Source organism: Yersinia sp. FDAARGOS_228 (genome assembly GCF_002073315.2).
Lineage (GTDB): Bacteria > Pseudomonadota > Gammaproteobacteria > Enterobacterales > Enterobacteriaceae > Yersinia > Yersinia intermedia.
Genome location: NZ_CP020409.2, coordinates 3,798,432 through 3,815,763 on the forward strand (window position 1 = coordinate 3,798,432; position 17,332 = coordinate 3,815,763).

Sequence of the window (17,332 nt, forward strand, 5' to 3'; positions counted from 1 at the left end):
GTAACCGGGTTATTCAATAAATCGGCTAAATAATAAATAGGTAGAGAGATAGATATTCTTCTCCATCATATGTAGTGGGTTATGACACAACCAATACTAAAATCCCGCTTATCCATACTGAAAAGGTAATGGTTCACGGTGCATTTCCACGCAATTATCGTCGATCACAAGAGGGTAATAGGTATGCACATGACAACAAAAATAGTTAAAGCACATTTGCAAATGCTGGGGTTTACCGCCCTGCTAGGAGGCTCTTTTATTGCCAGCGCCACTATCAGCAATGCCTTGCCTCCCATGGTTATCACCTGGTTAAGATATGCCATTGCCAGCCTGCTTTTTATGGTGTTACTGGTAAGCCAGGGGTTATTGAAATTACCTAAACTGCGTGATTTAGGCCGCTACACGCTAATTAGTTTGCCGCCATTACTCTATTTTGCTTGCATGATATTTTCACTTCAAACCACCAGCGCATTAAATTCGAGTGCGTTATACACCACAGTGCCTTTAATGAGCCTGATAATGAGCATGCTGTTACTTAAATCGAAATCGACATGGTCAGTGCTGGCGGCTTTATTAATGGGGATTTTAGGTGCGTTGCTCATTATATTTAAGGGCGATTTGTCTCAACTTTTACATTTGTCGCTTATGCCGTCTGATTATTTATTCCTGTTCGGCTGCTTAGGAATGGCGCTTAATCCCATCGTGGTGAAAAAGTTGCATCGTGGCGAACTGGCGTTGGTTCTCACTGGCTGGAGTTTGATCTGTGCCACACTATTATTAACCGCAGTTGTCGCCTATCAACTGCCAGAAATTGAATGGCGAAATATTAGCGTTATAACCTGGAGTGGGGTTTTCTATCTCGCTACCTTTGCCACCGCGTTAAGTTTCTTCCTGTTCCAAAAAGCTTGCGGTGTGCTCTCTCCGGCCAAAGTATCAGGTTATGTGTATCTGATACCGCTGTCGGTGATTGCGACCAATGTGGTGCTAGGGCAGGCAATAAATTGGCAGGAGATCGCCGTAGGGGCCACTTTAGTGGTTATTGCCATGGTCATGTTGGTTAAGGCTGAGTGACAGCGGCATTAAAATAACGCAAGCAACCGCTCCAGTGGCCGCGTCATGCTGCCGGGATGATAAACGGCAAACAGATCGGCAGAGAGATTATCTATCAGCGGGATGAACTTAATATTAGGCCATGGGATTTCCTGCATGCTTTCAGGCACCAGAGCGATACCAAGATTACTGTTTACGAAAGCCAATTGGGTTTGCGGCTCATCAAATTGATAAATAGTCAGCGGCTTACAACCTGCGGCGAGGCAACTATTATATAAATTCTTGGAGTAGCCAGAATTAGCAAAAGTGAGGAATATTAGATTCTGGCCGGAGAGTTCTTTCAACGAGAGCATTTTTTTATCTGCCAGCGCGCTCTCATTAGACACCGCAACCGCAACCCGCTGCTTCTCAACGCACTGGTAGACCAGCGCCGGGCTCTGCTCCAGGGAAGCACAACGCCAGAAGCCGATATCAAGCTTCTTACTTAATAGCGCTTCATACTGCTTGCTAGGCGGAAACTCATGCAAAGACCACGTGGTGTTAGGGTTAAGCGTTTTAAAAAGTTTGAATTTCTCTAATAACTGGTGCCAAAGCGCCGAACCAATAATGCCTATATTGAGGTGGCTTTGCTCATGGCGGGCAATATAAGACACGCGGCTTAGTGAGTTTTCTATATTCTCAAAGACTTCTTTCATCTCAGCCTGCATCATCTCACCCGCCAGAGTTAATACCACATTACGGCTGTCCCGGATAAATAAAGGGAAACCCAAAGCATCTTCCAGCTCTTTAATTTGCAGGCTTAACGGTGGTTGCGAGATATGAAGGCGTTCAGCGGCTTTTCCAAAGTGCAGTTCTTCTGATACGGCTAAGAAATAGCGGATCATTTTCAAATTGATACGACCGGAAAAAAGAAGCTTCTGCATGTCACTATCCAATTATGTTAATGCGTAACCTAACTTATTTTTTGATAATAACACTATCTGATTATTCAACGACTAAAAACCCCTTAACAATTCAAAGCCATTCGAGTTGCAGGTAGATATAGCGAATCCCCTGCAACTTCAAGGACGAAGGGAACACCCCCTGTAATTTCAAGGACTAAGGCCCCCCAAAGTCATTGGGATTACAGGTAAGCAGCAAGAGAAAGAACCCCGATGAGCTTACTCATGTAAGTGATTCGGGTGACAAATCGGTCAGGAACCGATTTGAACGCCGCTTGCGGCGGCCTCAACGAGACGAGGCCCAAGGATGGGCCGAGTAATGAACGTAGCTAACACCCCTGTAATTTCAAGGACGAAGGGGAATGGGTAATTCAATATTACTTTCAGCCAACAACCCCATATTGTTATACATAGCACAGGCGGCATCCACTAAATGCATGGCAATTGCGGCACCACTGCCCTCACCTAACCGCATGCCCATTTGCAAGTATGGCTCGAGTTGCAGATGACTTAGAGCAATGACTGCACCTTTTTCTGCTGATAGATGAGATGGGATCAAATAGTCACGGACTCCCGGTGCGATACGGCAAGCCGCTAACGCAGAGGCATATGAGAGGAAACCATCCAACACCACCGGTAACCCCGCCGCCGCCGCACCAAGCATCACGCCGGTCATACCTACCAAATCAAACCCCCCCACTTTCGCCAACACATCAATACCATCACTGGCATCTGGATGATTGGTTTCGATAGCACGGCGCACTACCGCCACTTTATGATGCAACTGCGCGCTAGGGAAATTAGCCCCGATCCCCACCACCAACTCGGGGTCGCTATCAGTAAACACGCTGACCATCGCCGCTGCTGGCGTAGTATTCGCCATACCCAACTCACCAACGCCAAACACTTTCACGCCTTCAGCCGCCTGCCGTAATGTCAACAGCGCACTGGCACAAAGTAGATCCTCCGCCTGTTGGCGCGTCATTGCCGCTTCACGGGCGATATTGCCGCTGCCTCGTGCCACTTTCATATCCACCACACCGGGTAGCGTATCGCTATCAATACCCACATCGACAATTTTCACTTCAACACCGGCATTAGCCGCTAGCACGCAAACACCCGTTACGCCTTTCACCATGTTCAACGCCTGAACCAGAGTGACTACTCGAGGTGAAATAGCCACGCCTTCATCGTAGACGCCATGATCTGCTGCCATCACAATAATTTGTTTGCGCTCAACCTGATGCCCATATAACCCCCGCATACCGGCCAGTTGAACCGCCAGTTGCTCCAGGCGGCCTAAGCTACCCGGTGGTTTCAGTAAGCCATCCAAGCGCACTTGTGCTCGGGCCATTGCCTTGCTATCCAGCGGCGCAATCGTGCGCAGAATCGATGAAAGTGTTTGCATGTACTTAACCTCGTGTTGCAGGCTGCCAAACAGCCCGACTGTTAAACGCACGCAGCGTGACAAATCCATCATGGATCTCTAGTACGCTGTATGCCCCCTGATCAAAATGAAAGTGCCACATAGCCGCCGCTGGCATGGCCAGCAAACGAGCCAACATCAGGCTTAATACCCCCTGATGGGCAACCAGTAGCCGATTGTTATCACTACTTTGTGGTGAAGTGCCTGATGCTAACAACAGTGGCTGGATAACCTCTTCAACCCGGGCAGAGAACTGAGGGAATGACTCCCCTCCGGTGGGGCTTGCCAGTTGCCAGTCGGCTACCCATTGTGCCCATGCATCTGGGTCTTCCCGTTGTAAATCATGATGATGGCGCATTTCCCAGTCGCCAAAATTCATTTCATTTAATTGCCCGTCGCTATCGGCGCTCACCCGATGCCCAGCGAGTATGATATCGGCGGTATGGCGCGCGCGCAGCAACTGGCTACTGACGCCCTGACTAAAATCCACATCCGCCAACCAACCTGCCACCCATCCGGCCTGCTCCACACCCTGTGGTGTCAGCGCCAAATCGGTCAGTCCGCAAAAAACACCACGCAAATTGGCCTCGGTTTGCCCGTGGCGTACCAGAAAAAGTCGCATAGAATGGCTCAATATTGAGATTATTCAGGAAATAACGCCGTCATTGCAAAGCAGCTACAACAGCGCCAGCAAAAACACTAACTCACCTATTTCGGCCGCCGCACCCAATGTATCACCGGTTTGCCCACCTAAACGGCTACGCAGATAGGTTGCCAACAGCAGCACTACCGCCATGGTAATCACCAGTGCCAGCAGCGCAGTCCCTTTTCCCAGTAACAGGGTAAGTATTGCGCCCCCCACTAATGTGACGGCAGTTTGCCGGCCGGTAACTTTACCGATGTAAATATTACCCAAGCCGTTGCCTGCACGGGCATAACGCTGGCGGTACATCAACAACACAATCACCGTGCGCCCGGCCACTGATGCTGCCATTAGCATCGCCAGCATCGGCACATCGCGCAGTGCCAGTTCACTTACAACCAGCACTTTCGCTACCACGATAAAGATCAAGGCTAAACCGCCGTTAGTACCAAGGCGGCTATCACGCATGATCTCCAACATCTGCTCGCGTTTACGAGCGGAAAACACGCCATCGCAGGTATCTGCCAAGCCATCAAGGTGGAAAGCGCCAGTAACCAGCGCCAGTGCCAACACATAACCCAGTGCTGCCAACGGAATGCCACACCAAGGGGCCAGCAGGGTAAAAACCAGCGCGCCGATGATACCGACAATCAGCCCGATCAGCGGGAAACCGATAATGCCGCGTTCGTACTGATCCATCGACAATCCTTGCGTCCAGCGCTCCGGCACCGGAATCCGGGTCATAAACTGCAAGGTGGCGAGAAATAGACGCAAGCTCATTTAATTTTTACCTCAATGCCGGAAACAACCAGAAACACTTGGTCAGCAGCAGCGGCCAGGCGCTGGTTGACCCGACCGGCGATATCACGAAAATGCCGTGCTAAACGATTTTCCGGCACAATGCCCATCCCCAGTTCATTCGTCACCAAATAAATCGGTGCTGAACTTCGAGCACAAGCGGCCAGCAGATCGGTAATCTGTTGCTGAATCCCCACTTCAAGTAACGTGAAATCCATCTGCTCCGGTGGCGTATCACCTGCCTGTTCAAACAGCAGATTAGTGATAAGGGTGGTAATACACTCCAACATCACCGCTTCGCCGGGTTCCACTTGCTGATCTAACACCGCCCCCAGATCCCGATAACCTTCCCAGGTACGCCAGTGTGCCGGGCGACTGGCACGATGTAACTCAACCCGCGCGGCCATTTCCACATCCGTCACCACTGAGGTCGCAATATAAAACACCCGCTCAGCCGCCTGTGCCGCTAACCGCTCAGCCAGCGAACTTTTGCCGCTGCGCGCACCTCCGGTAATCAAAATCACTGTGCGCTCTCCTGTCGATGTGTTTTCATTATTTTATAAATACTTTCAATATCAATATGTTGTCGCATACTTGCTGCCAGAATATCAAACTGTTGCTGCTTATGTTCAGCGTAATTAACCGCCATACCGTCAAATGCCACCAGCCCTTTACGTTGGCGCAAATTGTCCAGCAGTGTGCGCGTGAAGTTGTGGCTGTCAAACAGGCCATGAATATAGCTGCCCAGCACACTGCCGTCGGCATTCACCGCCCCTTCCCGCCATTGCTCCACTTGCCCGTTACGCAATGTCAATTGTGCGAAAGGCTTGGCTGCCGCCCCGAGCAGGGATGCACCCATATGGATTTCATAGCCTTCCAGTTGCTGCTCGCCGCAGCTTTCCAGCATCCCCGGCAGGCCCGCCAGACAATAGCCACTGACCCGCGTTGTCACTTTGTCCTGTGCAAACTGCGTTTCCACATCCAGCAAACCCAGGCCATCCATCTGTTCCAGACCAGATTCCACACCATCAATAATACGTTTTCCCAACATCTGATAACCGCCACAGATACCCAGTACCGGTACCTGATGTTGATGTTGTGCCAATAACGCGGCGGCCAACCCACTGTGATGCAACCACTGTAAATCGCCCAAGGTATTTTTGCTGCCGGGCAGAATAATCAGATCCGGTTGACCCAAGGCTGAAGGCTGCGAAACATAGCGCAGGCGCACATCTGGCTGAGCCGCCAACGCATTAAAATCGGTAAAGTTAGCAATGTGTGGCAAGTGAATGACGGCAATATCCAGCGCTTTTTCCGCCGCATGCTGATATTTGCCATTTTGTAACGCCACACCATCTTCATCTTCCAGATCAATATCCAACCACGGCATTACCCCTAATACCGGCACATTCGTCAGCGCTTCAATCTGTTCCAACCCAGGTTTAAGCAGCGCAATGTCACCCCGAAACTTATTGATTATCACCCCTTTGACCCGCGCTTTTTCATGCGGATGCAACAGGGCCAAGGTGCCATAAATAGCCGCAAACACCCCACCGCGATCGATATCAGCCACCAATATCACCGGTGCATCGGCCATTGCCGCCATCCCCATATTGACGATATCGCGGTCACGCAAGTTAATTTCTGCCGGGCTACCCGCCCCTTCCAGCACCATGACGTCATATTCACTGGCTAAACTGTGGTAAACCTCGCTGATTTGTTGCTGCAATTGCGGCTTATATTGATGGTATTCCACCGCATCCATATTGCAGGCAACTTTGCCCATCAGTACCACCTGCGCCTTACGGTCACTGGTGGGTTTGAGTAGTACCGGATTCATGCGCACATCAGGGGCGATACCTGCGGCTTCAGCCTGAAAAATCTGTGCCCGCCCCATTTCCTCACCCTGCGGCGTAATACCTGAGTTGAGCGCCATGTTCTGCGATTTAAACGGTGCACAACGATAGCCATCCTGCATAAAAATACGGCATAGCCCAGCCACCAATACGCTCTTACCTACATCAGATGCGGTACCTTGCACCATCACCGATAAACTCATTGCGCCTCCTCGGTTTCACGCTGACGCATCAACGCAAAAAGTTGTTCTTCCGTTTTGCACAGCGGTAACCCTAGCTCGCAGTGCATTTTGACCAACCATGGCTGGATAAGCCCGGCAGCACGCAGTTTATCCTGTTGCAGAAACACCTCGGTCGTTTCACCGGCCATCATCAGGCGACCATGAGATAAGACATACAGATAGTCACAAACCTTATAGACCAAATCGATATCATGGCTGGAGAGAATAACCCGTTTCCCTTCCGCCACAATGCGTTCAATGATGGTAATCATGTGCTGACGCCCCGCCGGATCCAGCCCGGCAGTCGGCTCATCGAGTAACAGATACTCCGCTTCCATCACCAGTGCACCGGCAATCGCCACCCGCTTTTTCTGGCCGTGACTGAGGTGCTGAATAGATTTATGGCGAAAACCCTGCGCATCAACCAGTGTCAGCGCCCGATCCACTCGTGCGGCGATCACTGCTTCCTCTACGCCGAGATTGCGCAGGCTAAACGCGATGTCACTGTCGATGTCGGTATAAAAAATCTGCTGTTCTGGGTCTTGAAATACCGTTGTCACCCGTTGGCGTAACTCACGCAGGCTGGCCTTTTTATAACTCAGCGGCTCGCCTTGCCACAGCACGCTGCCATGCTGGGGTTGCAAAATACCGGTCAGATTCATAAACAAGGTGGATTTGCCACAACCATTGGCACCCAAGACACCGGTGACCGCGTGCTGACTGAAATCCAGCGTCAGATCTTGCAATACCTGCTCATCCTGATAGCTGAAACCTAACTGCCTGGTGGCTAACATCAAATCCTGCCTTACAGGTGGAAATCACCCTGATAAAGTTTCATATCCAGCGAGATAACCATCTGTTGATAGCGGATCATCACGCGGGTAAATAGCATACTCACCAACATAGCCAGCGAATGGTAGCCAGTACGCAATGAGATATAACCAAACCGCAGGGACTGCGCATGATGGATAGCGGCAGCCTCTTCAGCCAAAATAAAAATAAAGCGCCAGGTCAGCAAAATTTGCTCGGTCAGCAAACGGGGAGCATGGCAACGTTTAAGTATCTGAATAAGTTGTGGGAATGGCGTGTTCAACACAAACCAGAAGGTAGCAGCCAACGCAGCCAGACTGCGCCACAAGGTTTGATTGGCGGTGGTTAGGCCAACTTTATCGATACCGAACCACCAATTACCGATTTGTATACTCCACCACATGCTCTCCGGTTGACGAGAAAGGGATAACACAATGGTCACCAGCCCCACCAACAGGAATGACAGCGGGATAGCCAGCCAGCGCAGATAACGGCGCGGGCCAACGCGTAACAAGTAGCAGGTCAGCGCGGCGATAAATATCAGCAATAACGCCTGATAGAGCGGCGGGCTGAGCATCGCCAGCAGCAGGAAAACCCCATACAGCACCAGTTTCCCTATTGGGTCAACCTGCCGCCAGCGGCTTTGATAGCTTAGTTTATCAATCCCCAGCATGCTCACCGCGTTTCCCCCGGTAGTAGCCCAAGATATAGAAAATCACCGCCGCGCCAATGGAACCTTGCAGCGTGAACAACAGGCTCTCAATTTCACCACTGGCAGGTTCATATAATGGCTGGAACCAAGGCTCATAGTGCGGTGCCGTTTGTTGGATCAGCGCTTCAGCCTCACCATCCGAGCCACCGTATTCGCCGCCGTGATTAATAAAGAACGGCATAATAACCAGTGCAATCACCATTGCCAGCAGGATCAGGGTCTTTTTCATGTTAGTGGCTCTCCGCGTGAATTAAGCGCCGTTTGGTCAATTGGTCGTAAATCATGACCGTCAACAACCCTTCAGCAATCGCAATCGGGATCTGGGTAATACAGAACACCCCCATAAACTTGATAACTGAACCGCTGATACCAAATTGTGGATCGGGGAACGCCAAGCCAAGTTGTACTGAGGTGACAAAATAAGTGGTTAAATCTGCCAACATGGCACAGAGGAAAACCCCAACATCACGGCGTAATCCTGCTTTACAGGCCAATTTCCACACCAAATAACCCACTACCGGCCCGATCACCGCCATCGACATACCGTTAGCACCGAGCGTTGTCAGCCCGCCGTGTGCCAGTAATAGTGCCTGGAACAGCAGTACAATCGCCCCCAACACCGCCACCACCACCGGCCCAAACAAGATGACTGCCAACCCTACCCCTGTAGGGTGCGAGCAACTGCCGGTCACCGACGGGATTTTCAGTGCTGAGAGCACGAAAATAAACGCACCACACAGAGCCAGTAACACTTTCTGATTGCTGTCTTCTGCCACAATCTGCTTTAAGCGCACCAATCCCATAAATAGGCATGGCAGAAACAGCACCCACCAAGCCAGCGCCCACATCGGCGGCAGAAAACCTTCCATAATGTGCATGGCAAAAACGTCATTCGGTGCCAACGTAAGCAGGATTGCCATTGCCACGCCGCTATACGAGAGTTTCTTTAACTCTTTTTCCATTTCCATTAGTTGCTCCAATCACTTTGGATATCGGTTAAAAAACTTAACGATCCGTTATTGATTAAATCACTGTTATTCATTAACTAATTTCTGTTTATTCACTAAAATGGTCGAGAAATAGGGCAATGGCTGGTCAGCGGCGATGCTATCAAGCTGACGCCAGCACACTTCGCCGGGTAATGAGGCTTCCGACATCAACAGCGCATGTGGGAACAGCTCCAACCGTGCCAGCAGCGCCTGGATCCGGGCAAAGCGGCCGTAGACCTTCATGAGCACCACACAGTCGTGATCCCGCAGTGCGCGCTCCAATTCGGCTTCCGGTGCGGTACAGGACATGATGGCCAGTGACTGCTGCTCCATCGCCAGCGGTAACGCAGCACGCGAGGCAATGGCGGCAAATGAGGTTACGCCTGGTACAATTTCCAACCAATCAGGCCGCCCAATGCGTTCCAATAAAAACACCCATGTGCTGAATAACATGGCATCGCCGAGGGTGATAAATCCCACCTGGCGGCCATTGGTCACTTCCGATTGCAACTGCTGCGCCACCTCATCCCATACCGCTTGCTTCTCGCTGTCATCAGCGCTCATAGGGAAGTGACAGGTGCGGATTTCGGTATGTGGTGAAAGGTATTCACGCACAATAGAGAGCGCCAGACTGTCGCCGCCTTTACGCCCGGCAGGCGCATACAGCACATCGAGTTTGGCTATCAGCCGTGCTGCGCGTACCGTAATCAAATCACTGGCACCAGGGCCAACACCTAACGCATAAAGTCTGCCGCTCATTACGCTGCCTCCTGCTGTTTTTGTTGTAAGGCTTGGTCCAGATGTTCGACAAACATTTGACGTATCAATGGGTTCTCGCCCAATCCTTGTAACCAGGAGTGAGCACAGATACCGGCGGCCTCCAGTTGCGATTGCCATGAGTCCGGTTCATCAGAGGCCATATCGTTGATGGCATGATCACCGGCCACCAACATCAGCGGCATTAAGTGCACTTTACGCACCCCCTGCTGTTGCAATCGGGTAATGATATGGCTGATTTCTGGATAACTTTCTACCGCGCCCACCAATGCCGGGAAGTGCAGCGAGGTCATGAGATGATCCAGACAGGCATAGGCTGAAAAAGCATAATGACTGGCACCGTGGCCCATAAAGACCACCCGCTCATCGGCAGCCAGCACCGGCATTTGAGCCTGTAACGCCACCAGCAATTGTTGGTAATCGGCAAAACTACTTAATAACGGTGTACCCAATACCAGACGATGGAAACAGTCGCTAAAGGTGCGCACTTCATTGGCAATTTTTTCGTATTCATCGCCGTTTATCACATGCAGCGATTGGATAGCGACATCCTGATAGCCCTGTTCAACCAGCTGTTTTAGCGCTTCCCGCGGGTTGTTGATCAGCAAACCATCGCGTTTGCGCAATTTGCGGATGATCATCTCCGAGGTAAACGCGCGAAAGACATCACGATCGCTGTAAGCTGCCGCCAGTTGCTGTTCGCAAGCATCAATATTCTTTTGGCGGGTTTGTTCATAACTGGTGCCGAAACTGATCACCAACAGTGCCTTTTTCATTTTATTGTCCTCGTTGTTGCTGCCAGTGGGTCAGATGTTGGCTAAATTCATCCAATGACGTCACTTGTTGACCGATACCGCCCAATACCACGCTGGCGGGGCGACACACCACAATGCAGGGGATATTCAGTGCCAGACAGGGGGCGACTTTTTCCTGATATCCCCCCTGGGCACCAGACTCTTTAGTGATAACCACATCCGGCTGGCAAAACTCATACAGTGCCTGATTGAACGACGCACTGAATGGCCCACGCAGTGCAATAATGTGGTCTACCCCCAATCCCAGCGCTTCACATTGGTTCAGCACTTGCGCCGTGGGCAGCACCCGAACCAGTAAAGTTTTGCCCGCCAGCCCACGTTGATATTCAGCCAACTGCTTGCTGCCGGTTGTGAGTAACACCCGCGGCCCCAACTGTTGTGCCACCTCACAGGCCGCCGCAACGCTATCGACCTTGTGCAGCAGAGGGTGGCTTAGAACATCAATTTCACTTGGCCGTTGGTAACGGGTCAGCGTGACATGCAACTGTTCGCAGGCCGCCACCACATTGTCACTGAGCATGCAGGCATAAGGATGCGAGGCATCAATCACCCACTGGACCTGTCTGGTCGCCAAAAAATCAGCCATCTCCCCTGCATCCATCCGCCCAACCATGACCTCACCCCCAATATCCCCCGCCAGTTGTTTACCGGCATCGGTGGCAACCGACAGGCTATAGCGTTGCTCTGCGGCATCCAGCAATTGGCAAATCAACCGTGCATCGCTGGTACCGCCAAAGACATGAATCGGTGGATAAGGGTGATGGCTCATCACAATGAATAGCCCCGTGGCGTGATCATCAACCCATCACGGCAATAGGTCGCCTGATTACCGACGATCACCAGACTGGTCATATCCACCGGTTCGAAATCCATCTCACCCAGCGTAGTGATCCATTTTTCCTGTTTTTTACGCCCGGCGGCTTTCACTACCCCGACTGGCGTTTCCGGCCGCTTCCACGGCTGCATTAACTCAAACGCGCGGGCCAGATGCCCTTCACGGCCACGGCTGCGTGGGTTATAGAAACAGATAACAAAATCAGCCTGCGCTGCCGCGACAATGCGTTTTTCGATCACCGCCCACGGCGTCATCAAATCACTCAGGCTGATATGACAAAAATCATGCATTAGTGGCGCGCCGAGTAACGAGGCTGCAGCAATACTGGCGGTGATCCCAGCCACCAACCGCACCTCTAACTCCAATTTTTGTTGCGTTACCAGCTCCAGCACCAACCCCGCCATACCATAGATTCCGGCATCACCACTGCTGATAAGCGCCACGTTATGGCCCGCCAGCGCCAGATCAATGGCAGTTTGGCAGCGCTCTATCTCTTTACACATGCCGGTTTTGATCACCTGCTTATCCCCAGTCAAGGGTTTCACCAGATGGGTATAGGTTTTATAACCGACGATAATTTCCGCGTCGCGGATTGCGGCGATAGCTTCCTGCGTCATCATCGATTCACTGCCCGGCCCGATGCCAATTACGGTTAACATTAATGCGATACTCCCAGAGTGATGGTGACGCCCTGCTGACGCAGAGTATTGCCAACCAATTTACCGTCGCTCATCAGCCAGGCGACCGGTTGTGAAACGCTGCCGACACCCACCGTTTGGCGGACAAAATCAGAAGCAGGGAAACGTTGCTCATGGCGGCTCAGTTCGCCGACACTGAACAGTTCGAACGGTACTCGCCAGCACTGAGCCAATTGATGTAGCGCGGGTTCATCTTTTTTGATAGTGACACTGCCAATAGCCCGCAGCGCCATGACGTCAAAGTGATTCTCGGCCATTTGCTGTTGTAACAATTCAACCAAGGTTTGCAGCGAGGTGGCCCGGCGGCAACCGATACCCGCGACCACCCGGCGTGGCACCAGTTTGTACACCGGTAACGGTAATGGAGGCAGGCTGTCGCGCAACGTGACACAAACTATCGCATCCAGTTTTGGCAATTGATCCAGCGAATCAACCGGTACAAAACCACGAGTGTCACAGCGTTCACGCTCAGCCAGCAGAGGCGTATCCCACCACAAACCCACTTTTTGTTCGCTGACCAACATTTGATTGACCACTTTGACGGCGTGACGAAAATCCTGCATTTCGCCATCCAGTTGGGTCGCCAGCGTATCCAATGCCGCCATCTGGTTAACGTCGGTTGCCGTGGTTATCACCGGATCGGCCCCGAGAATGCCCGCCAAATAACGGGTTAACGTATTGCCGCCCCCCACGTGACCAGACAACAGACTAATGACATGTTGCCCACGCTCATCAATCACCACCACCGCCGGATCACTCATTTTGTCATTCACCAACGGTGCGATAACCCGCACTGTCAGGCCGATAGCCCCAACCACCACCAGTGCCGAATACTGTTTAAATGCCTCACGGAGGGTGTCGCCAAAACTGCCATTGAACGGCAGAAAACCCGGTTCCAACAGTTTTTCACTGGTAAAGCAGGTCAGCGGCAAGTGGGTCTGCAAACGCCGCGCCAACCGCACCCCGCCCGGAGTCAGGCAAAACACCGCTATGGATTCAGGCTTGACGATATTCATGGCTAAACCCCGCATCATAGAGTTTGGAATAGTGGTATTCATCACCGAGGAACGCCCCCACCAAAATCAGTGCAGTTTTATGAATAGCAGCGGCGCGAACCAATTCGGCGATATCAGCCAGCGTACCGCGCACAGTGCGGCTTTCAGCCCATGTCGCTTTGTACACCACCGCAACAGGAGTCGTCGCTGGGTATCCGCCAGCAATCAAACGTTCAGCCACGCGGTCCATCTCTTGTACTGACAAGAAAATCGCCATCGATGTTTGGTGCGCGGCAAACGCCTCCAGTTGCTCCAGCGGCGGCATCGGGGTTCGCCCTTCGATTCGGGTAATAATCAAGCTCTGCGCCACTTCCGGCACGGTGTATTCCACCCCCAGTTGCGCCGCTGCGCCAAGAAAAGCACTGACACCCGGTACCGACACAAAACCAATACCGTGCTCACTCAGCACTTCCCCCTGCTCACGGATCGAACCATACAAAGAGAGGTCACCGGTTTGTAACCGCACGACTAACTTGCCAGCACGCACACCATCAACCATCAGTGTGATGATCTGTTCCAAATTCAAACCCGCGCTATCGTGGCATTGTGCCTCGGGCGAACAATATTCCAGCAGTTCGGTATTGATCAGCGAACCGGCGTAGATAACCACCTCTGCTTGCTGTAACAAACGGTAGCCTTTTAGGGTGATCAACTCTTTGTCGCCTGGCCCTGCGCCGACAAACCAGATTTTTTGTGTATCCCAGGATGGTATTACCGCTGTTGATGCAGCATCAGGATGCTCAGACATTGCGCGCCTCCTTGTGGCAGGAAATAAGATAAGTAGGATTATTAGGTTTAAAATAGTGCCCGCTGCCCAAAGGGGTCAGGGTGGAGAGTTGCAATTGCACGCAATCTAACTGACTGACAGCGCAGCGCTGTAAGTGAGCCAACGCGTCATTAAGGTTATTGAGCAAAATAAAGGTCAGTACCAAACGGCCATCGGGCTTTAGCGTCATCAGCGCCCAATCAATCAGATCGGTTAAATGGCCGCCGCTGCCACCAATAAAAATGGCATCGGCTGCGGCAGTATTAGCTAGCGGGGCAACGCCTGCGATGATCGCCACGTTGTGGCAACCCAGCCGCTGGCGGTTTTCGCTAATCAACGCCAGTGCTGCCGGATTGCGCTCAATCGCGGTGACCTGCAAATCGGGGAAGCGCATTGCCGCCTCCAACGCCACACTGCCCGTTCCGGCCCCCACATCAATCAGATGGCCGTAACAAGGTAACTCCAGCCGTTCCAATGCCAATGCGCGCACCGCTTCTTTGGTCATCGGGACTTTTTGCCCGCGTAAGAACAGATCATCTCTCATTGAGGATCACCACCACATTCATGTCATAACGTGCCGCTACCTGTTGTTGCGACAGACGGTGAATACGTTCATTGGGTTGTGACAGGTTTTCACCGATAATCAAGGTGCGGGACAGACCACGCTGATGTAATGCATCAGCGATGGCGCGTGGGCCGATAACACTGTCAGTCACCATCGCCACCTTGTCATGCTGGAAAATCCAGTCAAAATCGGGCACCCGCCCGTGGCTGCTGGTAAGAAAAAGGTCATTCATATCCAGCGCCACTTTGGCACACAGATATTGAATGGCACTGATGCCGGGCACAATATGTAGCTCGTCAGTGCCGAAGTTCGCCGCCAGCAGTTTGCCAATGCCATACAGCAGAGGATCACCGGAAGCCAGTACCACAATGGCGCGTGCCTTGTTGCTATCCAGCCACTCCAGTAACCCCAGCAGATCGGCATCTAACAAGCGGGACTCTCGAAGATTGCTGCTAAATGTTGCCAGATGGCGCTTCCCGCCCACCAACACTTCAGCCTGGCTGATAGCCCGCCGGGCTTCAGGGGTCAGATAGTCGATATCACCTGGGCCGATGCCGACAACAGTAATCATCGCAATGCCTCCACAATCTCATCCAGGGGCCGGCTGCTGCCTAACACCTGATTATCGAAAGAGAATAAAATCGCATCGCACTGCGGCGGATTAACGGAGAAACGCATCATTTCAGCAATGCGCTCACAGATACGCTCGGCAATACGGCTGTAGACCGCCTGCCACCCCTGCTCAGCAATCAACTCCATCGCCGCTTCAGTGGTGTCACACTGGTTTACTTCAAGCAATAGCGCATGCGGCGCCCCCATCAGCGCCAGATGGGCAACCAGTGTTTCCATGCGGCCATCCGCGATATGGCTGTGGGTATGGAAGATACCGGCGGCCACTTTCACTAATTTGCCGGGATGCCCTACCAGCAGCACCTGGCGAAAACCCAGTCGCACAGTTTCCTGCAACATATAGCCGACGAAATTACTCATAGTCACCACCCGCTGACTGTCGAGGCCCAGATGGTCGCGGACAAAGCGCTCGCCATGATTGCCCGGTACCAGAATGACGCGATCTTCACCCGCCGCGCGCTTCATCTCCAATTCCAGAGCCAGCGAGCGTTTCCAACTCTCTTCCGACATCGGTGTCACAATGCCGGTAGTACCGATGATGGAAATGCCACCGAGGATCCCTAACCGCCCGTTGTAGGTTTTTTTCGCCCGCTCTTGCCCTTCGGGAGCAAAAATCTCTATTTCAGCGCCGCGTAACGGGCCGATGACCTCACGCACCGCCGCCTCGATGGTCTGGCGCGGTGTACGATTAATGGCTGAACTACCGACGGGGAGGCCAATACCTTTACGTGTCACTGTCCCGACCCCTTCACCACCGCGCAGAGTAATTTCCGTCTGTTCACACAGCGTGACGCGAGCAAAAATCAGCATGCCGTGGGTGGCATCAACATCATCACCACCATCTTTGCGGATGGCCGCCGTAGCTTGCTGGCCCTCAATGAGGGGTTGTTCTACATTCAGGCATAACGTGACACCGGAAGGCGTCACAATTGAAATCTGGTCAATCACTTGCTGGCGCAACACCATTAGCGCCGCCACTTTAGCCGCCGCGGTCGCACAAGAGCCGGTGGTGTAGCCTTTGCGATATTGTTTGCCGTTATGCCAAATACTGTCTAATTGCTGGTTTTGCAGCATCTGACTGTCATTGACAGTAGCCTCACTCATAGCGCCCCCCGCAACTGATAGAGGATGGCATTGATGATGGCTGCCGCCACATTACTGCCCCCTTTGCGCCCAAGTGCTGCAATGCACGGCAGATCACTGGCAACCAAGGCATCTTTGGATTCAGCCGCCCCGACAAACCCCACCGGCACGCCAATGACCGCGATCGGTGTGGCGTGGCGTTCCAACAAGCGGAACAACGCAGTCGGAGCATTACCAAACACAAATAGCTTTTCACCTGACTCTGCCAGAGCGACATCCACTGCGGCCATCGAGCGAGTAATACCCTGTCGCGGCGCACTCTCCACCACCCGTGGGTCACTGATGTAACAACGGCATTCGCATCCCATCTGCTTTAACAGCACTTTGTTAATACCGGACATCGCCATCGTAGTATCGGTATAAAGGGTGCAACCCCGGCGGATACCCTCGGCAATATGGGTCAGTACCTGCGGTGAGAAATGCAAAATATCCAGCCAATCAAAATCCGCCGTGGTATGGATAACCCGCTTGATCACCGCTTCTTGCATCTCACTGACAAAGCGAAAGTCCGGGTGCTCATCGGCAATAATGTCACCGATGATGGCAAAACTGTTTTGCTCTATTTCCTGCGGGTTCTTTATATAGTTCATCAGGTTATCCTT

Annotated in this window: 21 protein-coding genes; 1 reads left to right on the forward strand and 20 read right to left on the reverse strand. The window is 52.2% G+C overall.

What is annotated here, in order from left to right; translation table 11 throughout:
• Positions 1-222 precede the first annotated feature (222 nt).
• On the forward strand, positions 223-1,071 hold the full coding sequence (locus A6J67_RS17605) for a DMT family transporter (RefSeq protein WP_050297563.1): 849 nt from the start codon (positions 223-225) through the stop codon (positions 1,069-1,071).
• Positions 1,072-1,079: 8 nt separating this feature from the next.
• Here the strand turns inward: A6J67_RS17605 and A6J67_RS17610 are convergent, their stop codons facing one another.
• The 20 genes from A6J67_RS17610 to A6J67_RS17705 form a co-directional block, all read right to left on the reverse strand.
• The gene (locus A6J67_RS17610) at positions 1,080-1,973 is read right to left on the reverse strand and encodes a LysR family transcriptional regulator (protein WP_005185386.1); all 894 of its coding nucleotides are present in this window, start codon (positions 1,971-1,973) and stop codon (positions 1,080-1,082) included.
• A 364-nt stretch (positions 1,974-2,337) separates the two neighbouring features.
• On the reverse strand, positions 2,338-3,399 hold the full coding sequence (gene cobT / locus A6J67_RS17615) for a nicotinate-nucleotide--dimethylbenzimidazole phosphoribosyltransferase (protein ID WP_050072918.1): 1,062 nt from the start codon (positions 3,397-3,399) through the stop codon (positions 2,338-2,340).
• A 4-nt stretch (positions 3,400-3,403) separates the two neighbouring features.
• Positions 3,404-4,039, reverse strand: coding sequence for an adenosylcobalamin/alpha-ribazole phosphatase (locus A6J67_RS17620; protein WP_005185380.1), 636 nt, complete (start codon positions 4,037-4,039; stop codon positions 3,404-3,406).
• A 54-nt stretch (positions 4,040-4,093) separates the two neighbouring features.
• A complete protein-coding gene (gene cobS / locus A6J67_RS17625) occupies positions 4,094-4,840 on the reverse strand; it encodes an adenosylcobinamide-GDP ribazoletransferase (protein WP_032906404.1) in 747 nt (248 codons plus the stop codon).
• Positions 4,837-5,382 carry a bifunctional adenosylcobinamide kinase/adenosylcobinamide-phosphate guanylyltransferase gene (gene cobU, locus A6J67_RS17630; protein WP_032906402.1) on the reverse strand — a complete coding sequence of 182 codons (546 nt, stop codon included), beginning with the start codon at positions 5,380-5,382 and terminating at the stop codon, positions 4,837-4,839. Before cobU ends, cobS begins: the two co-directional genes overlap by 4 nt.
• Entirely contained in the window at positions 5,379-6,917 is a 1,539-nt protein-coding gene (locus tag A6J67_RS17635; RefSeq protein ID WP_050297514.1) for a cobyric acid synthase, read from the reverse strand. Before A6J67_RS17635 ends, cobU begins: the two co-directional genes overlap by 4 nt.
• Positions 6,914-7,729, reverse strand: a complete 816-nt coding sequence (locus A6J67_RS17640) for an ATP-binding cassette domain-containing protein (protein ID WP_080608307.1) — start codon at positions 7,727-7,729, stop codon at positions 6,914-6,916. Before A6J67_RS17640 ends, A6J67_RS17635 begins: the two co-directional genes overlap by 4 nt.
• An 11-nt stretch (positions 7,730-7,740) precedes the next feature.
• Positions 7,741-8,418, reverse strand: a complete 678-nt coding sequence (locus tag A6J67_RS17645; RefSeq protein WP_032906397.1) for an energy-coupling factor ABC transporter transmembrane protein — start codon at positions 8,416-8,418, stop codon at positions 7,741-7,743.
• Positions 8,405-8,686, reverse strand: coding sequence for an energy-coupling factor ABC transporter substrate-binding protein (locus A6J67_RS17650; protein WP_005185363.1), 282 nt, complete (start codon positions 8,684-8,686; stop codon positions 8,405-8,407). Before A6J67_RS17650 ends, A6J67_RS17645 begins: the two co-directional genes overlap by 14 nt.
• 1 nt (position 8,687) lies before the next feature.
• Entirely contained in the window at positions 8,688-9,425 is a 738-nt protein-coding gene (gene cbiM, locus A6J67_RS17655) for a cobalt ECF transporter S component CbiM (RefSeq protein WP_005185360.1), read from the reverse strand.
• Between the two features lie 66 nt (positions 9,426-9,491).
• A complete protein-coding gene (locus A6J67_RS17660) occupies positions 9,492-10,205 on the reverse strand; it encodes a cobalt-factor II C(20)-methyltransferase (protein ID WP_050287999.1) in 714 nt (237 codons plus the stop codon).
• Entirely contained in the window at positions 10,205-10,999 is a 795-nt protein-coding gene (gene cbiK / locus A6J67_RS17665; RefSeq protein WP_042569505.1) for a sirohydrochlorin cobaltochelatase, read from the reverse strand. Before cbiK ends, A6J67_RS17660 begins: the two co-directional genes overlap by 1 nt.
• A 1-nt stretch (position 11,000) precedes the next feature.
• Positions 11,001-11,807: a cobalt-precorrin-6A reductase gene (locus tag A6J67_RS17670; protein WP_042569504.1), complete on the reverse strand. Its 807-nt coding sequence runs from the start codon at positions 11,805-11,807 to the stop codon at positions 11,001-11,003.
• Positions 11,807-12,532, reverse strand: coding sequence for a precorrin-3B C(17)-methyltransferase (locus tag A6J67_RS17675; protein WP_032906393.1), 726 nt, complete (start codon positions 12,530-12,532; stop codon positions 11,807-11,809). The genes A6J67_RS17670 and A6J67_RS17675 overlap by 1 nt, the downstream gene beginning before the upstream one ends.
• Positions 12,532-13,587, reverse strand: a complete 1,056-nt coding sequence (cbiG, locus tag A6J67_RS17680; RefSeq protein WP_042569503.1) for a cobalt-precorrin 5A hydrolase — start codon at positions 13,585-13,587, stop codon at positions 12,532-12,534. Before cbiG ends, A6J67_RS17675 begins: the two co-directional genes overlap by 1 nt.
• The gene (locus A6J67_RS17685; protein WP_032906390.1) at positions 13,568-14,374 is read right to left on the reverse strand and encodes a cobalt-precorrin-4 methyltransferase; all 807 of its coding nucleotides are present in this window, start codon (positions 14,372-14,374) and stop codon (positions 13,568-13,570) included. Before A6J67_RS17685 ends, cbiG begins: the two co-directional genes overlap by 20 nt.
• Positions 14,367-14,936 (reverse strand): decarboxylating cobalt-precorrin-6B (C(15))-methyltransferase, encoded by a 570-nt coding sequence (locus A6J67_RS17690; protein ID WP_042569502.1) that lies wholly within the window; start codon positions 14,934-14,936, stop codon positions 14,367-14,369. Before A6J67_RS17690 ends, A6J67_RS17685 begins: the two co-directional genes overlap by 8 nt.
• On the reverse strand, positions 14,926-15,528 hold the full coding sequence (locus A6J67_RS17695) for a cobalt-precorrin-7 (C(5))-methyltransferase (RefSeq protein ID WP_032906387.1): 603 nt from the start codon (positions 15,526-15,528) through the stop codon (positions 14,926-14,928). Before A6J67_RS17695 ends, A6J67_RS17690 begins: the two co-directional genes overlap by 11 nt.
• Positions 15,525-16,691 carry a cobalt-precorrin-5B (C(1))-methyltransferase CbiD gene (gene cbiD / locus A6J67_RS17700; protein ID WP_042569501.1) on the reverse strand — a complete coding sequence of 389 codons (1,167 nt, stop codon included), beginning with the start codon at positions 16,689-16,691 and terminating at the stop codon, positions 15,525-15,527. The genes A6J67_RS17695 and cbiD overlap by 4 nt, the downstream gene beginning before the upstream one ends.
• Positions 16,688-17,320 carry a cobalt-precorrin-8 methylmutase gene (locus tag A6J67_RS17705; protein ID WP_042569500.1) on the reverse strand — a complete coding sequence of 211 codons (633 nt, stop codon included), beginning with the start codon at positions 17,318-17,320 and terminating at the stop codon, positions 16,688-16,690. Before A6J67_RS17705 ends, cbiD begins: the two co-directional genes overlap by 4 nt.
• Between the last annotated feature and the right edge of the window lie 12 nt (positions 17,321-17,332).

Bases quoted from the DNA above. Each gene is read 5' to 3' on its own strand.
- A6J67_RS17605 (WP_050297563.1), top strand. From the start codon at position 223: ATGCTGGGGTTTACCGCCCTGCTAGGAGGCTCTTTTATTGCCAGCGCC.
- A6J67_RS17610 (WP_005185386.1), bottom strand. From the start codon at position 1,973: ATGCAGAAGCTTCTTTTTTCCGGTCGTATCAATTTGAAAATGATCCGC.
- cobT (WP_050072918.1), bottom strand. From the start codon at position 3,399: ATGCAAACACTTTCATCGATTCTGCGCACGATTGCGCCGCTGGATAGC.
- A6J67_RS17620 (WP_005185380.1), bottom strand. From the start codon at position 4,039: ATGCGACTTTTTCTGGTACGCCACGGGCAAACCGAGGCCAATTTGCGT.
- cobS (WP_032906404.1), bottom strand. From the start codon at position 4,840: ATGAGCTTGCGTCTATTTCTCGCCACCTTGCAGTTTATGACCCGGATT.
- A6J67_RS17635 (WP_050297514.1), bottom strand. From the start codon at position 6,917: ATGAGTTTATCGGTGATGGTGCAAGGTACCGCATCTGATGTAGGTAAG.
- A6J67_RS17640 (WP_080608307.1), bottom strand. From the start codon at position 7,729: ATGTTAGCCACCAGGCAGTTAGGTTTCAGCTATCAGGATGAGCAGGTA.
- A6J67_RS17645 (WP_032906397.1), bottom strand. From the start codon at position 8,418: ATGCTGGGGATTGATAAACTAAGCTATCAAAGCCGCTGGCGGCAGGTT.
- A6J67_RS17650 (WP_005185363.1), bottom strand. From the start codon at position 8,686: ATGAAAAAGACCCTGATCCTGCTGGCAATGGTGATTGCACTGGTTATT.
- cbiM (WP_005185360.1), bottom strand. From the start codon at position 9,425: ATGGAAATGGAAAAAGAGTTAAAGAAACTCTCGTATAGCGGCGTGGCA.
- A6J67_RS17660 (WP_050287999.1), bottom strand. From the start codon at position 10,205: ATGAGCGGCAGACTTTATGCGTTAGGTGTTGGCCCTGGTGCCAGTGAT.
- cbiK (WP_042569505.1), bottom strand. From the start codon at position 10,999: ATGAAAAAGGCACTGTTGGTGATCAGTTTCGGCACCAGTTATGAACAA.
- A6J67_RS17670 (WP_042569504.1), bottom strand. From the start codon at position 11,807: ATGAGCCATCACCCTTATCCACCGATTCATGTCTTTGGCGGTACCAGC.
- A6J67_RS17675 (WP_032906393.1), bottom strand. From the start codon at position 12,532: ATGTTAACCGTAATTGGCATCGGGCCGGGCAGTGAATCGATGATGACG.
- cbiG (WP_042569503.1), bottom strand. From the start codon at position 13,587: ATGAATATCGTCAAGCCTGAATCCATAGCGGTGTTTTGCCTGACTCCG.
- A6J67_RS17685 (WP_032906390.1), bottom strand. From the start codon at position 14,374: ATGTCTGAGCATCCTGATGCTGCATCAACAGCGGTAATACCATCCTGG.
- A6J67_RS17690 (WP_042569502.1), bottom strand. From the start codon at position 14,936: ATGAGAGATGATCTGTTCTTACGCGGGCAAAAAGTCCCGATGACCAAA.
- A6J67_RS17695 (WP_032906387.1), bottom strand. From the start codon at position 15,528: ATGATTACTGTTGTCGGCATCGGCCCAGGTGATATCGACTATCTGACC.
- cbiD (WP_042569501.1), bottom strand. From the start codon at position 16,691: ATGAGTGAGGCTACTGTCAATGACAGTCAGATGCTGCAAAACCAGCAA.
- A6J67_RS17705 (WP_042569500.1), bottom strand. From the start codon at position 17,320: ATGAACTATATAAAGAACCCGCAGGAAATAGAGCAAAACAGTTTTGCC.